Source organism: Bradyrhizobium sp. WSM4874, assembly GCF_055811835.1.
Window position 1 is genome coordinate 20117 of sequence record NZ_JBVVPR010000014.1, and the last position, 15470, is coordinate 35586.

The 15470-nt window shown below is 62.2% G+C and carries 11 protein-coding genes and 1 tRNA gene; 6 read left to right on the top strand and 6 right to left on the bottom strand.

Features of this window, described 5'->3' with window-relative positions; genetic code table 11:
* Positions 1 to 89: 89 nt before the first annotated feature.
* Positions 90 to 932: a hypothetical protein gene (locus tag AC0L3P_RS16515; RefSeq protein WP_275171786.1), complete on the top strand. Its 843-nt coding sequence runs from the start codon at positions 90 to 92 to the stop codon at positions 930 to 932.
* A 257-nt stretch (positions 933 to 1189) separates the two neighbouring features.
* Here AC0L3P_RS16515 and AC0L3P_RS16520 read toward each other — a convergent pair whose 3' ends face one another.
* The 5 genes from AC0L3P_RS16520 to AC0L3P_RS16540 form a co-directional block, all read right to left on the bottom strand.
* On the bottom strand, positions 1190 to 3409 hold the full coding sequence (locus AC0L3P_RS16520) for an exonuclease domain-containing protein (RefSeq protein ID WP_473302946.1): 2220 nt from the start codon (positions 3407 to 3409) through the stop codon (positions 1190 to 1192).
* 50 nt (positions 3410 to 3459) lie between these two features.
* Positions 3460 to 4185 (bottom strand): SOS response-associated peptidase, encoded by a 726-nt coding sequence (locus AC0L3P_RS16525; RefSeq protein WP_275171783.1) that lies wholly within the window; start codon positions 4183 to 4185, stop codon positions 3460 to 3462.
* Positions 4186 to 4587: 402 nt separating this feature from the next.
* Complete coding sequence (locus AC0L3P_RS16530) at positions 4588 to 5175, bottom strand: DUF3102 domain-containing protein (RefSeq protein WP_473302949.1); 588 nt, start codon at positions 5173 to 5175, stop codon at positions 4588 to 4590.
* A 443-nt stretch (positions 5176 to 5618) separates the two neighbouring features.
* Positions 5619 to 7592: a DUF6538 domain-containing protein gene (locus AC0L3P_RS16535; RefSeq protein ID WP_275171780.1), complete on the bottom strand. Its 1974-nt coding sequence runs from the start codon at positions 7590 to 7592 to the stop codon at positions 5619 to 5621.
* Positions 7593 to 7693: 101 nt separating this feature from the next.
* Positions 7694 to 7768 (bottom strand) — tRNA-Gln (locus AC0L3P_RS16540).
* A 255-nt stretch (positions 7769 to 8023) separates the two neighbouring features.
* On the opposite strand from AC0L3P_RS16540, the gene AC0L3P_RS16545 reads away from it, so the two are divergent.
* Positions 8024 to 9802, top strand: a complete 1779-nt coding sequence (locus AC0L3P_RS16545) for an acyl-CoA dehydrogenase (protein WP_275171779.1) — start codon at positions 8024 to 8026, stop codon at positions 9800 to 9802.
* Positions 9803 to 9893: 91 nt separating this feature from the next.
* Here the strand turns inward: AC0L3P_RS16545 and AC0L3P_RS16550 are convergent, their stop codons facing one another.
* Positions 9894 to 11135, bottom strand: a complete 1242-nt coding sequence (locus tag AC0L3P_RS16550) for an MFS transporter (protein ID WP_275171778.1) — start codon at positions 11133 to 11135, stop codon at positions 9894 to 9896.
* A gap of 245 nt (positions 11136 to 11380) precedes the next feature.
* On the opposite strand from AC0L3P_RS16550, the gene AC0L3P_RS16555 reads away from it, so the two are divergent.
* From AC0L3P_RS16555 to AC0L3P_RS16570, 4 genes are all read left to right on the top strand, one after another.
* Positions 11381 to 12142 carry an enoyl-CoA hydratase-related protein gene (locus AC0L3P_RS16555; RefSeq protein WP_275171777.1) on the top strand — a complete coding sequence of 254 codons (762 nt, stop codon included), beginning with the start codon at positions 11381 to 11383 and terminating at the stop codon, positions 12140 to 12142.
* Between the two features lie 73 nt (positions 12143 to 12215).
* Positions 12216 to 13874: a bifunctional metallophosphatase/5'-nucleotidase gene (locus AC0L3P_RS16560; protein WP_473302955.1), complete on the top strand. Its 1659-nt coding sequence runs from the start codon at positions 12216 to 12218 to the stop codon at positions 13872 to 13874.
* A 133-nt stretch (positions 13875 to 14007) separates the two neighbouring features.
* Positions 14008 to 14937, top strand: a complete 930-nt coding sequence (locus AC0L3P_RS16565) for a histone deacetylase family protein (RefSeq protein WP_473302958.1) — start codon at positions 14008 to 14010, stop codon at positions 14935 to 14937.
* A gap of 73 nt (positions 14938 to 15010) precedes the next feature.
* Positions 15011 to 15262, top strand: a complete 252-nt coding sequence (locus AC0L3P_RS16570; protein ID WP_027516568.1) for an exodeoxyribonuclease VII small subunit — start codon at positions 15011 to 15013, stop codon at positions 15260 to 15262.
* Positions 15263 to 15470 lie beyond the last annotated feature (208 nt).

Genomic DNA, 15470 nt, shown 5'->3' on the forward strand with positions numbered 1-15470 from the left:
GTCGGCCCTGGACCGATCGCATGATACCCACCATTCTCGGGAACGAGAACTACATCTAAAAGACCATCTACAATCGTATCTCAAGACGCTTGGGCCAGAAGCTGGTCAAGAATCCGGATAACGCTTGGGTCCGGGGCGCTGCGGCGATCGAGTCAATCGTAGACCAAGGAATCTTCGCTCGCGCCGAGAAGCTGCTGGCCGAGCGCCGCGTGGAGATTCCGGAAGAAGAGATGCTGTTGCGCCTTCGTCTCACGCTCCGCCGGCGCGGTAAACTCAACTCGCGCATCATCAATACGACGCTGGGTCTCAATCACGTCTCCTCGTACGTGAAGCACTTCGGTTCGCTGCGGAAGGCCTATGCGCTGATCGGATACGTGTCGCCGCGCGACTGCGACTGGATCGATACCCGGGATTTTTGGGCCGCCGAACAATCGAGGCATGCCACCGAACTCGCGGAGGCGCTGCGAGCCGACCTCGGCCTCCAGGCCGATCTAGTTCCGGACGGCATAGGGCTTGATGTCGGAGGCGCGCGCGTGATTTCGTTTCTGGTCGCGCGACGACTGGCGCATCGTGGAAAGGACCACGCAGCGCAATGGAAAGCCTGCCGTAGGCAGATCTCATCGGGCCTACTTGCGGTGATGCGGTTGGATGCGGGGAATCGGGAGATCGAGGACTACGTGCTGTTGCCTTCCCCGTTGAGGTCAGGACGCTACGTCTGGCTCTCATCTGATTCCCTTCCTCGACATCGGGGCGCGCTTTATCAGGAAAAGGGGGCATTGTTCGGTGCCATCAAGACAACGCTGGCAAAAACCAACCGTGCCGCCCCAACCAGCTCAGCACCGTCGAAAAAGCGATCGAAATCAGGCCGGCCCAGAGCCAAGGGCTTCGGCGGGCGGCGCTCACGGTGCGGAGATACAAAACCGCTCCAATGAGAGTGCCGTAGTTCCTTCGGAAGTCACCATTCAGTTTCGCAATCTTGGATAATTCCGAGGAAGTATCGACGTCATTTGCCATCGAGCTGGCTCCTTCGTCTTGCTAGGACCAGCGCCTTATGAACCACTGTTTTGCCCGACGGAGCAAGTGATTATTTCGCGTTATCAGAAATAACATGATCGCAGTGGAACTTGGCCGGAAGCTTTCGAACTCTCAGATGTGGCCGCAGTCCAGGCACCTGCTTGGTTATGATTTCCTACGCTGCTTCGAGGTGCCCCTCTTCGCTCCGCTTCTTATTGATGAGATTCAACAACTGCACCGTGGCCCGCGCATCGCATAAGGCTCGATGATGATTGTCGAGCGAGATGCCATATATCTCGCAAAGCTTCCCAAGTCCGTAGGACTTGTGTCCCGGATAGCGCCGCCGCATTCCGGCGCACGTGCAGAGCTTTGGGAATCTGAAGCGCCGCGCGATCCTTTCGAATTCGTAGGCCATGAAACCGTAGTCGAAGCTGACATTATGGGCGACGAAAATGCCGTCCCCCATAAACTCCATGAAACGATCGGCTATCTCCGCGAACACAGGTGCGTCCCGAACCATTTCGTTCGTGATGCCGATCAAGTGAACGATCTTTGCGGGAATGGAACGCTGAGGATTGATGAGAGAATGCCACTCGTCGACGACACAGTGATTGCGAACCTTCACCGCGCCGATCTCGGTGATGCGATCGCCATTCGACCAGGAGCCGGTCGTCTCGATATCGACCACCACGTAGTCCTGCTCGGGGTCGAAACGATAATCCACCCGACCGATCTCGGCGATGATGCCGGCGGCGCCGAGCTGGCGGAGGCGGGTCAGCTGGTTGCGGCGGATCACGTCCCCCTCGGCCTTGACCTCCAAGAAGGACGCTTTGCCGTCCTGCACCAGCATCAGATCGGGGAAACCGTCCCCCATGCCGCGGAAATCGTCGCACATGCTGCGGACGATGCTGGCTATGGCGGTTGGATCGAATCCTTCGAGCAGCTCGCGGAGCGCCTCCACTTGCACATGATCCCAGCCGAAGATCCCGTTCGGGCGGCCCCATTTTGCTGCGACGGTGCGGAGGATCAACGGAAGAGAAGCTCCGGACGCGATGGCGGCCAGCTTCTCGTCGATCGTCACGGCGAAGAGCCGACGGAAGCTTCGGTCTTTCAGGCAATGGGGTAGCCAGTCGAACCCGCTGGGCATTCGAGTGCTCTCGAAGAGCTCGTCCCAGAAGAGAAGCCCGAACAGCGTGTGCCACAGCATATTCTCGGTGAAGAAAACCTTGGTGCCCTCGCGCCGCAGAACGCCGGCGACGCCTGCTTCTGGATTGCCGCGATGGGTATCGTCGACGGTGATCGTTCGCCCGGACCGCAGCAGCTCGGTGTAAATGCCTGTGCGCCTCCCTCCGAACTTGCGAGCGTAAAAGTCAGTTGCGAAAACGTGCTCCCCGTCGCTGGCGGGATCATCGATCATCCGCTGCAGCAGCTCTTCGGCTCCGGTGCGATCCCCGGTATTGTAAAGCAGGCGGACCAGACGCTCGTTGCAGTCCGGCGAGCACCCCGCGAGATAGAGCTGACGGGCAAGATCGCTCTCGCCCGCTTTCTCGAAGAAAAGTCCGGTCTGATGAGCCGCTCGGCTGCGTAGGTCGTTGGCGTACTGTGTCCCGCAGGCAGGCCCGGACAGCACGTCGATGGCGGCCCGCCTGTGGACAGGCTCCGATCCGTCCTCAAGGCTGTCGAGAATCTGGCTGTAGTGGAACGAGGCAAGCGCCTCCTCGGCATCGGTGAAGCGTGCGCTGAACGCATTCTCTCGATTCGTGCGGAGGATACCCAGGTCCCGCAGCGCGAAGTTCTTGAGGTTCACCTCGGTCTTGCCGAAGTAGAGATACAGCAGGAATTCGATGGGCCGCGTGCCGTCGAGAGCGATGAATTTCCGGGCGCCGCAGTGCTGCGCGGCCGTCGAAAAGGGGATCTGTTCGAGATAATAGTCGATGAGCTTGGCTTTGGCCCAGGACTTACGGACGTCTTTGCGCCCAGCCGCCTGTGCACCGGTAAAGAGCACATCTTTGGGAAGACACGCGAGGAACCCAGCGTAGTCGGCTTCACCGATCACCCGGGCATGACCGACCGTCATCAGTTCCGACGTCGCCTGCTCGATATCGTCGATCTCGGGGTACTCGAACAGGGACCGATTGAATATCGCACCACTCCGGTTGATCATGCGGATCAACAGGCATCGGGCATCTCTCGAAAGACCCTCGAAGCGCGCTATGAAAGCGTGATGCTCCGGGCCAAGAACGGGTTCGTACGTTCGCTGCACGAACTCGAGCATTTCGGCGAAATGGTCGAGATAATAATAGACGGGCAGTTGCGGCAGTTTGGCCAAGCGGACCTTCGCGGCTGGAATCGTTTGTTCTATTTTTGTTCGAATGGCGAGCGTGAAGTCAAGCACCTCGACGGGCTCCAGCTCCCCTATTCACCGACGGTTCGGTGTCTGCGGAGTTAGGAAGGCGAAGCAGGGGTATCTTCCTTCAGACCTCGGGCAACGATCCGGAGCGCTGCGTCCGGAAGCGGTCGCTGCAACTTCAGCGCCTCGTCCGCCGGCGCCATCATCCAGGTCTCGACCTCGGCGGGCGTCGTCAGGATCACGGGCATCGCCTTCGGATGGATTGCGCCGACTTCTGCGTTGGGCTCCGTCGTCAGGAAAGCGTAGAGGTCGTTCGTAGTCTCGCCCTCCTTGACCCTCCGGACGGACGTCCAGTTGGTCCAGATGCCGGCAAAGCAGAGTAGCGGACGGGTCTCGTCGAGCGCGAACCAAATGTCGCCGCCCTCGGCCTTGTTGAACTCGCTGAAGCTGTTGAACGGCACGACACAGCGATTCTCGACGTCGAGCCAGCGCGTCCAGTGCTTGCTCTTCACGTTGCGAATATTGGTGGTGCCGCCGTCCGGCTCCATTCGGAGCAATTCCTTGAAATCGACGGTCTTGCCCTTCGCTTGCAGCTTCTCCGCGCGCTTCTTCGTCGCGTCCATCAAAGCTTTAGACGAGGACGGCATACCCCATCGCGCGGTGGCGAGCTCACGACCTTCGGCTCCGTTCCTAACGATGGGTGCCTTGTAATCCGGAAAGACTCCGGGCATCGGCGCGAGGTTGCCGACGTAGCGGTTGACGACGCGGAACAGCGCGCTGATGGCGGCCTGGTTGGTGGTGATGGAATAGAGATTGCACAAGGTCAGGTCTCCGGATCCGGATGGCGGGCCCGCTGCGCCAGCTGCAGCAGGGTGGCAGCCGATCGAAGTTCAACCTTATCCTCGAGCGCATGATCGCGTCCCGGCGATCCAGCCATGGGCCCATCGGGCCGTCGCGCGGGCAAGCTCCGCCAAGCGCTCGCGGATAATGCTTGCCCCAGCCCTTGGGTACAAAAGCGGGTACAAGTCCCCTTTTGGATCGCGCTTCATCCAGTGACGAACGCCCATAACGTCTTAAAACCGATTGGAAATTCTTGGTAGCGGGAGAGGGACTCGAACCCCCGACCCCAGGATTATGATTCCAGTGTTCTGGGCATCGGCTCACTTTCGTTAAAAGCAGATTAGTATCGACGCAACCGCTAGGAGACTTTCGGCGTCGCTAGTCTAGTTCAGGCTGCGGGAAGGAGGCGCGACGTTAACGTTCAGGGCTTCCCTCAGCCTGCCAGCAAGGGCCGTAATCGCATTTTTGCGTGCAAGGCGAAGAAACAATTCGATTTCGCGGACGCGCTCAGGATCGAATGCATCAATCAGCAAATCAGCGATCTGATCGATCTGGAGCATATGCAAACGGCCCCTGGCTTCGGCAATACGCTCTTTGACGTCATCCTCAGAAACTGCATGTCCAGCACGCACGTCGGACAGAACCTCCGAAACCACCCTCTCGGGAGTGCTCTTTGCGGCCAGTTCGTATGCTGCACCCGCAGCTAACTGCGCCAATTCGGCGGGATCTTGGGTGCGCGAAAGTCTAGCCAGGTTCATATAGTTCTGCGCTGATTTATCGGAGATATCCATCTCCTCTAGGCAGTAGGCGCCAAAGCGCCCGTGCGGGAGCAGCGCCTTGGCCTCTTCCAAATGCGTACCCACCTGGATGATGGTCGGAATAATGGTGGGAAGCAACTTCTTGATGCGCTGCGCTATGAGCCGCAATTGCTGTGTTTCGTTGGGAGGGATATCCGAGTAGTCGAAAGCCATGATGACCTCACAGGTGAGCTGCGCATTGCGAGATTCATCGCAAATGCGCGAACGGAAGCATGACTCAGAAACGACGCCACCGTGGTACAACGCTCAACTGAAAGGCCAAGGACGCGGTTGGCATCCGAGGCTAGACCTCCTTATCTTGCGGAAGACAAGCGCAGGATCGCAACTAAAAAATGCCGAATGGGGCCTTAATTTATGTGGAGAGGCAGCTAATTCGGCTTAGCTTCACATACGACGTACCCTTGGTACATCCCTTCGGCCCCTCTGCTCGTCTGACAAATGCGAAACGGTTTCGCATTTGCTCGGCATCGCAGCGCCCGGCGCCGTCAGTGATGCGTGCGAGAGTAACGGAACAAAACCAGAGATGAGCATCGCCATATATTCTGCCGTATCGGGGCCACGGCGGCCAATCAGGTAACGAGGCCAACGCTTCCATCCTAGCGTTTTGCACGAGACGGCTGCGAAAAAGGCGCCACTTCTTTCTTCTCAACCCATGGAATAAGGTTGATGTCACGCGCCTCGATATGGCTTGTAATCACCTCCAACTTCATGATGAACTCGAACAAGGTGTCGAGTTCATGGGGCTCGCAGTAGCGCTCGGTGGTCTCGCTGTCGCCGCCGTGCCCAAGAAGATCCGCACGATCCTCTTTCGTCAGCAGTCTCTTCTTCAGCTGCGCACCGAAAAGATGCCGCACAGCATGAGCACCGAGGCCCTCCTCGGTGATTTCAGCCGCGACGAGGATGGGCTTGAACAGCTTGTAGAACCGGTTGCCTAGCGGCGAGCGACTGCTGGGCGAGTATAAGTCCGGGAAGAGGAGCTTGTATCCGAGCGCCTTGATCTTCCTGACATAGTCGAGAAAGCCCAATCGGATGAGCTCCGGGTGGACGGGAATATTGCGCTGGGACTGAGCGTTTTTGATGCGCCGCTGCTCGTTCGCCGCAATGTGGACGTACGGCCTGCAGCCTTCGCGATCGAAGATGATGTCGTCTACCATAGCGCCGCAAAGCTCCTCGCGCCTTGCACCGGTATAGTAGATGAGGATCGGGACGAAATAGAGCGCGCAGTGGAAGACCTGCGAGTCGCCTTCCTTGCCCCACTCCCCCAACTCGTCCCACCCGGCGCAGTTGATGAACGGCGCCGTCAGAAACATCGCTTTGACCTTGTCGAGAGGCAGCTTCGCCCTCTCGTCGCGGGGACGTTTGTTCTTGCCGCGCCCCTTTGCGCGCAGTTTCGTGACGTCGATACCCTCCAGGCTCTTCGAGCCGCGCGCGATGGCATAGTCGAAGATCTGTCCCAGGAAAGTCAGGTGCCTGTTGAGGGTGTCTCCGGAAACACCCCGCTTGCCTCGTTCGACCGATTTCCCCTTCTCGCGGAGTTGCTCGATCGTCAGGGCCTCGTCCCGCACCGATTTGCCGTAGTGCTTGTAGATGTCGAAGCGGAGGAAATCGACGAACTTGCCGACTTGCTCCTGGCGCAGCAGGCCCAGATCAAGAATGCGCTGATCCTGCACCACGAACTTAACGAACAGATTTGCAACGCTCTTGGCCTGCCGCTGCGTCTTGTCGTCCCAAAGATTGTCGGCGGCATTCTGCCGGGCGATGCGGTCCGCAAACTGAAGGAAGTCTGCCATAGGAATGAACGGCGTGACAGGCGGAGCTTCGATCCGCGGTGGACCATCGGAGCGATCCGCTGCCAGGCTTACCGTCGGGAAAATTGGCGTTGGTGGATCACTCCTCGCGAGCAAAAGGCGATCCACCAGCCCCGCATCTTCAATTCTCGTTCCGCCATAGCGGCGCTCGGACTGAGCGAGCGCAAGCCTCATCCCGCGAAAGTAGATACCTTGTGCCACATCCATGTTCATTGCGGTCGGCACGGCCCGAACGCCTTCAACCATTTGCCGCAGGACGTGGTACTTCGTTGGCACCATGTCGCTATCCCGGAGCATCGCTAGGTGACGCTTGACGGCCTCGATGTCGGCTTCCGAAAGGCCTTCGGCGATCATGCGGTCGCGATCTTCGGGGTGCACAGCAGCGCCATGTCCTTGCGCGTCGAGCAGCGTGTAGGTCCACAACGCCCGCAGATCGTCATTCCTTGCTCGATCGGCAACGAAGCCCCGCGCACTTTTCGCGGCAAGTGCCACCTGCTCTAGCTTGGCCAGCTGCTTCTCGACGACAGCATGAAGCATTGTCTCAATTTGGGACCGCGACAGATGAAGGTCGGCGCCGTCGGCAAGCATCGCGATGTCGTCCAGAACAAGGTTGAGCTGGTTGGCCAGGCGCCGCGCCGTCATACGGCTCGTCGTTCTCAGGCTCATGGAAACATGCTGGCGGCCCATGCAATTGGCAAGTGTGGGAGGCGTACGACGCCGCCAATAGTAGACGGATTGGCGGCGAAAGATGTGGAAAGCCATGTTCGAGCGACACTCTGTGCAGCAGTGATGTGTCGCAGAGCTGTGCATCAGCTCCCCAGCCAGGCCGGTTTCGTCAGGAATTTCAGGGGAAGCGGGGCTCCTGGCTGGGGCGGGAGGGATCGAACCTCCGAATGGCGGAATCAAAATCCGCTGCCTTACCACTTGGCTACGCCCCATCAGGCCCTTCGGGAACGGTGGCGACACGAGCGTCCGCGGATTCCCTCGAGTGGTGCCGGTCTATAGGGAGAGGCGCGGCATTTCAACCGCCCGGAGGGGCAAATTACCACAGGCGCCGGTGGCGCCGCGCCATGCCTTATATGGGCGCTACGCCCCCCGCTCCCGACGGCCGCTCCGCCACCCCTCCTGCCAGTTGAGACCGCTGCCGTTTCATGGGAATACGGCGGCAAGAACTGTCTCCCCGGGAGTGAGCCATGACCTACCGCGCGCCGATCTCTGACATGCTGCTATCGCTCAACCACGGCGCCGGCCTGAAGGCTGCCATGGAGGCCGGCCATTACGGCGATTTCGACGGCGATATCGTGAGCGCCGTGCTGGAGGAAGCCGGCAAGTTCGCAACCGACGTGCTGGCGCCGCTCAACAAGGTCGGCGACGAGCACGGCATCAAGCTCAGCGACGGCAAGGTCACGACGGCGCCGGGCTGGCCGGACGCCTACAAGCGCTGGACCGAGGGCGGCTGGAACGCGGTCTCTGGCCCCGAAGATTTTGGCGGCCAGGGCCTGCCGCTCGCGATCAACGCGGCCTGCACCGAGATCTGGAGCGCCGCCAACGTCGCTTTCGGCCTCTGCCCGCTGCTGACGGCGTCGGCGATGGAGGCGCTCGACGCGCATGGCAGCGACGAGCTGAAGAAAATCTATCTCGAGAAGCTCGTCTCCGGCGAATGGACCGGCACGATGCAGCTGACCGAGCCGCAGGCCGGCTCCGATGTCGGCGCGCTGCGCACCCGCGCCGAGAAGCAGGCCGACGGCACCTATCGCATCAAGGGGACGAAGATCTTCATCACCTATGGCGAGCACGACATGACCGACAACATCGTGCATTTCGTGCTGGCACGCCTGCCGGACGCGCCCGCCGGGACCAAGGGGATATCGCTGTTTCTCGTTCCCAAATTCATGGTCAACGAAGACGGCTCGCTCGGCGCACGCAACGACATCTTTGCCTCCGGCGTCGAGCACAAGCTCGGCATGCACGCCTCCCCCACCTGCACCATGACCATGGGCGATCATGGCGGCGCGATCGGCTTCCTCGTCGGCGAAGAGAACCAGGGCATGCGCTGCATGTTCACGATGATGAACCAGGCCCGCCTCGGCGTCGGCCTCGAAGGCGTCGGTGTAGCCGATCGCGCCTACCAGCAGGCATTGTCGTACGCACAGGAGCGCAAGCAGGGCCGCGCCCTCGGCAACAAGGGTGACGGCTCCGATCCGATCTTCGTGCATCCCGACGTCAAGCGCATGCTGATGCGGATGCGGGCGCAGACCGCAGCGGCGCGCACCATCTGCTATGCGACCGCGGTGGCGATCGACGTCTCGACGCGTGCCAGCGATCCGAAGGTTCGCGCCGACGCTGCCGCGCGCGCGGCGCTGCTGACGCCGATGGCCAAAGGCTATTCCACCGATATTGGCAACGAGGTCGCTTATCTCGGCGTGCAGGTGCATGGCGGCATGGGCTTCATCGAGGAGACCGGCGCGGCGCAGCACTATCGCGATGCCCGCATCACCGCGATCTACGAAGGCACCAACGGCATACAGGCCATCGACCTCGTCACGCGAAAACTCGCGGCCAATGGCGGCGCATCGGTGTGGGCGCTGCTCGACGAACTCTCGGCAATCGTGAAGCAGGTCGAAGCCTCCAACGATCCCGCCTTCGGCACCACGGGCGTGAAATTGCGCGAGGCGCTGCAGGCGCTGACGCGCACCAGCAAATGGCTGCTGGAGCGGGTTGCGTCTGCGCCGAACGAGGCGCTGGCCGGCGCGACGCCGTATCTGCAGCAGTTCGGCGCCACGCTCGGCGGCTGCATGCTTGCATCCGAAGCGCTCGCCGCGAAATCCGATGGCATCACGGACGCCGCGCGCTACGTCTCGCTGGCGCGCTTCTTCGCCGAGAACATCGCCGTGCAGGCCGGCGCGCTCGAACGCACCGTGACGGAGAGCGCGGAGTCAGTCGCCGCGGCGGATGCAGTGCTGTTGGGGTAAGCGGGACGCGTGGCCCGGATGGAGCGCAGCGCAATCCGGGGCCGTCATCGTTCGTGGCTCGAATCCCGGATTGCGCTGCGCTCCATCCGGGCTACGAAGCTGCGAGCTTCGTACGTCTCCCCGGCCGCCACAGCACAATCCCCGCCGCCACCAGATCGAGCACCACGCACATCGCAAACGCGCTCGTGTAATCGCCGGTTACGCTGCGCACGAGGCCGACGATGCCGGGGCCGAAGGCGCTGACGATGCCGCTAATCGAGGTGCCCAGTCCCATCGCGGCGGCGAAGGCGCTCGCGCCGATCTCACGATGGATGATCAGCGGCGGGAACGTAATCATGTTGCCGATCGAGAAGCCGTAGACGGCGCAGCACACGAGCAGCACGGTCGGGTTCGTGCTTTGCAGAATCACAAACAGCGCCGCCGCCTGGCTCGTCATCGATGCCGCGCAGGCGAGCCGCGGATCGAGCCGGTCCACAAACAGGCCGAGCGACAGGCGCCCGACCACCGCCATCGCCGCCATGATGGTGACGGCAAGGCCAGCACTGGCGCGGCCGATCAGCGGTTCGAGGAACGTCACCTGGTGAATGATGAATCCCATCTGCGCCAGCAGCGCGATCGCGATCGGCAGCACCATGGTCCAGAACGCCGCGTTGGCGAGCAGCGTCCTGCGCGAGTGAACCGCAGGCGCAGCGGTGCCGCCAGCGGACAAGTCTCCGCCCGACGGCGACGGCATTTCGGCCCGCCAGCCGGTGAAGATCACCACCACCGGCAACACCAGTACCACCATGGCTAGCGTGGCCGCCAGCATCGCTGAACGGAAGCCGATGCTGCTGCTCAGCGACAGCAGCAGCGGGACGAGGACGATGCCGCCGCAGGTCGCGCCGTTGTAGGCGAGGCTGAGCGCAAGCCCGCGGCGCCGTTCGAACCAGGAGTTCAGCACCGTCGCGATCACCACCGTGCCCATGCCGGTCCAGCCGACCGACATCAGCGCATAGGCAAGATAGAGCTGCCAGGGCGTCTGCAGCAATGCCAGCAGCACCGTCGAGGCGCCGAGCGCCGACAGGCCGCACAGGATCAGCGACCGCAGCCCGATGCGGGCGAGCAGATCGTCGGTGAAGATGACGAGGACGGCAGTCAGGAGAAAGGAGAAGGTGCTGGCCGCAGAGACCAGCGTGCCCGGCCAGCCATGCGCGCGCTGGAGCTCGGCGAGATAGACGCCCTGGCCGTACAGGCCGAAGCCGAACATGAAGAAGGCCATCAGGAAGCAGGCCAGCACGACACGCCAGCCGCGGTAGTGCAGCGAGGATTCATCAACACAAGTGGCGGCAATCATCAATCGAGCAATCGGCCAAATGGAGCGGCGCGAGCCGATCGTGCACCACAACCAGGGGTTTTTCAATCGAAAATGGGTAGCTAATTATTGCAACGCGTAACACAGCAGCGGGCTGATGCGCCCGTCTCACGCGATTCGGTCCCCAAAAGGTCGAGCGAGCGCATTGGCACGCCTGCAAGATGATGTAGGCTGACGTTTCGCGAGTCTAGCCAATGTCAGTATCGCGGCGACCGCAGGGGCCTCTCATGCCGAATGGCAATATCGTCGTCACCGAAGAGCGCGGAACGCGCGTGATCACCCTGCGCCGTCCGAGCAAGAAGAACGCGATCACGCAGGACATGTATCGGGAGATGAGCCGCGCGATCGACACCGCGCAGAACAATCCCGAGATCCGCTGCATGATCATCACCGGGGGCTCCGGCGTGTTCACCGCCGGCGACGACATCGACGATTTCATGCACGCCGACACGTCGCGCCCCGAGACGCTGTCCGACGGCGCCAAGTTTCTCTATTCGCTCGCCCTCAACGCCAAGCCGGTGATCGCGGCCGTGGATGGCGCGTCGATCGGCATGGGCACCGTGATGCTGTTCCATTGCGACTATGTGCTGGCCTCGAACGCGGCAACCTTCTCCGCACCCTACATCCATCTCGGGCTCGTGCCGGTCGGCGCGTCCAGCCTCTTGATGCCGAACACGATGGGTTACCAGCGCGCCTTCGCGATGCTGGTGATGGGACGGACTTTTACGGCCGCGGAAGCGCATGCCGCCGGCTTCGTCAACACCGTGGTCTCGCCGGGTCATACCGAGGTCGAGGCGCGCAAGGTGGCGCGCGATATCTGCCGGCTCCCCGCCGAAGCGGTGGCGACCTCGCGCAAATTGCTGCGCGTCGCATCCGAAGAGCTTACCCGCCGCATCGACCAGGAGGCCCATTTGTTCGGCGAGCGGCTGAAGTCGGAAGAAGCCACCGCCGCGTTCAACGCGTTCGCGAACAGGAAGAAGAAAAAGTAGGTACCATCCGGCGCCCCTGAGCGACGGCGAGAACTTTCGTGAAATCTTCGTGCGGAACGACTAGTCTGGTTCCATGCGACATGTTCTCCGCCTGACCGTCTTCTCGCTCGCGCTCGCCGCCCTGCCCGCGTCCGCCCAAACCGCTGCCCCCGTCGAGCTGCGCATCCTCGCGATCAACGATTTCCACGGCAACCTTCGCCCGCCGCCGGGCGGCATCCGGATCAGCGATCCCGAGGACAAGTCCAGGAAGGTGATGGTGGCTGCCGGCGGTGCCGAATACATGGCGACGCTGGTGAAGCAGCTGCGCGAGGGCCACAAGAACACGATCTTCGTCGCCGCCGGCGACCTGATCGGCGCGAGCCCGTTCCTGTCGGCGATGTTCCACGACGAGCCTTCGATCGAATCGCTCTCGATGATGGGGCTCGCGATCACCTCGGTCGGCAATCACGAATTCGACGAGGGCAAGACCGAGCTGTTGCGGATGCAGAACGGGGGTTGTCATCCCGTCGACGGCTGTCAGGCACCGCATCCCTTTACGGGCGCCAAATTCCATTATCTCGCGGCGTCCACCATCGAGACCGCGACCGGCAGGAGCGTGCTGCCGCCTTACGAGATCAGGGAATTCGAGGGCATCCCCATCGCCTTCATCGGGCTGACCTTGAAGGAGACCGCGGGCATCGTCTCGCCCGCGGGCATCACCGGCCTCGAATTCCGCGACGAAGCCGAGACGGTGAACGCGCTGGTGCCGCAACTGAAGGCGCGCGGGGTCGAGGCGATCGTGGTGCTGATCCACCAGGGCGGCGAGCCGGCCGGCGACTACAACGAATGCCCTGCCATTACGGGGCCGATCGTCGACATCGTGAAAAAATTCGATCGCGCCGTCGACGTCGTCGTCAGCGGCCACACGCATCGTGCTTATGTTTGCCAGGTCGACGGGCGGCTCGTCACCAGCGGCGACAAATACGGGACCCTGGTCACTGCGATCGACCTCAAGCTCGATCCTGTAACGCGCGACGTCGTCAGCGCCAGGGCCGAGAACGTCCTCGTCGCCAATGCGTCACTGCCAAAGGATCCCGAGCAGACCGCACTGATCGATGCCTACGACAAGCTTTCGGCGCCGATCGCCAATCGCCCGGCTGGATCGGTGACGCAGACGCTGTCACGCGTGCCGAACGACGCCGGCGAAAGCGCGCTCGGCGACGTCATCGCGGACGCGCAGCTCGCCGCGACCAGGGACGCCAAGGACGGCGGGGCCGTCATCGCGTTCACCAATCCCGGCGGCATCCGCACCGACATCATTCCGAAGGAGAACGGCGCGATCACCTTCGGCGACGTTTTCGCCAGCCAGCCATTCCGCAACCGGCTTGTCACCATGACGCTCACGGGCAGCCAGCTCAAGGACATGCTGGAGCAGCAATGGCTCGATCCGAAGCGGCCGCGGATTCTCCAGGTCTCGAACGGGTTCAGTTACGCCTGGGATGCGGCGAAGCCATTCGGCGAGCGCGTGATCAACGGGAAGATGACGCTGAACGGCAGAACGATCGAAGCCGGAAGCGGCTACCGCGTCACCCTCAACGATTACCTCGCAGTCGGTGGCGACGGCTTTACGGTCGTCAAACAGGGCACGGGGCTGCAATATGGCGGCTACGACGCTGACGCGCTGTTCGCGTTCTTCAGGGCGCACGGACCGGTCGGGCCTCTGCCGCTGAGCCGCATCCTGCGTGTGAATTGATCCGGATCAAACGGACCGGTCCGGACCACCCTTTGCCATTCCCGGGGGAACGCATAGATTGGGTTTTGCATTTGCGTTTTGGCGCCGGATGCGCCAAGCGACGTCGAGAGCCCGCATCCCATGAGGCCGACTGATGAGTACGCTTCTCCTCTCCCACAAGGCCTGCCTCGACCACGTCACGCCGCCGGGACACCCTGAAAGGCCGGACCGCCTGCGCGCGGTGGAGGAGGCGCTCTCGCATGAGCGCTTCCAGTTCCTGGTGCGCGACCAGGCGCCCGAGGGCGATCTCGACCTCGTCACGCTCTGCCACAACGAGCACTACGTCACGGAGCTGCGCCACATCGCGCCGACCAGCGGACTGGTCTATATCGATGGCGACACCTCGATGTCGCCGGGCACGTGGGAAGCGGTGATGCGCGGCGTCGGCGGCGCGGTCGCGGCGACCGAAGCGGTGATGGCGGGCGGGCATCGCAACGCCTTCGTCGCGGTGCGCCCGCCCGGCCACCATGCCGAGATCGGCAAGCCGATGGGCTTTTGCTTCTTCGACAACGCCGCAATCGCCGCGCGTCACGCGCAGCGCAAATACGGCATCACGCGCGCCGCCATCGTCGATTTCGACGTGCATCACGGTAACGGCACGCAGGACATCTTCTGGTCGGACCCGACCGTGATGTACTGCTCCACGCACCAGATGCCGCTGTTTCCGGGCACCGGCGCCAAGAGCGAGCGCGGCGACCACGACACCATCGTCAACGCGCCGCTCGCCTCCGAGGACGGCGGGCCGGAATTCCGCATCGCGTTCGAGAATTTGATCCTGCCGCAGCTCGAAAAATTCAGCCCGGAGCTGCTCGTCATCTCTGCCGGCTTCGACGCGCATTATCGCGATCCGCTGGCGTCGCTGAATTTGCGCGCGGAGGATTATGCCTGGGTGACGCGCAAGCTGATGGACCTCGCCGACAAGACCGCCGGGGGGCGCGTTGTTTCTGTGCTCGAAGGCGGCTACGACCTGCAAGGACTGAAAGAATCTGTTACGGCGCATGTCGGCGCCCTGATGGGCGCTTGACGCACCCGCCACATTGCGCCCGCAAAACTTTGCTTTCTCCGACGTGAAGCGAATCGGGCAATCGGAAACTTATATGGCCGAAAATACCCAAATCGACGTCTCCAGGCTGACCTTCGAACGCGCCATCGAGGAGCTCGAAACGATCGTGAAGCGGCTCGAAGACGGCAAGGTGCCGCTCGAGGAATCCGTGACGATCTACGAGCGCGGCGAGGCCCTGAAGCGCCGCTGCGAGGAGTTGCTGCGCCAGGCCGAGGCGCGCGTCGACAAGATCACCACCGATGCCAGCGGCCAGGCCACGGGCACCGCGCCGCTCGACGTCCAGTAAGGGCGGCCTCCAAAGGCGCCCTTCTTACGCATCGGCCACCCGCAATTTTTCATGCTCGCATGCCGCCGTCGGGGCAGTTGCTGCTGCTTTGGGTCCAGGGGAACCGGCGCTCTAGAGATCACGGAACTCCCTCACGGGGACCCCTCGGCCCTTGTGAAACCCATGTAAAAGAGCTTTCCACCCGCCAAAACCTGCCGAGGAGCCAAGC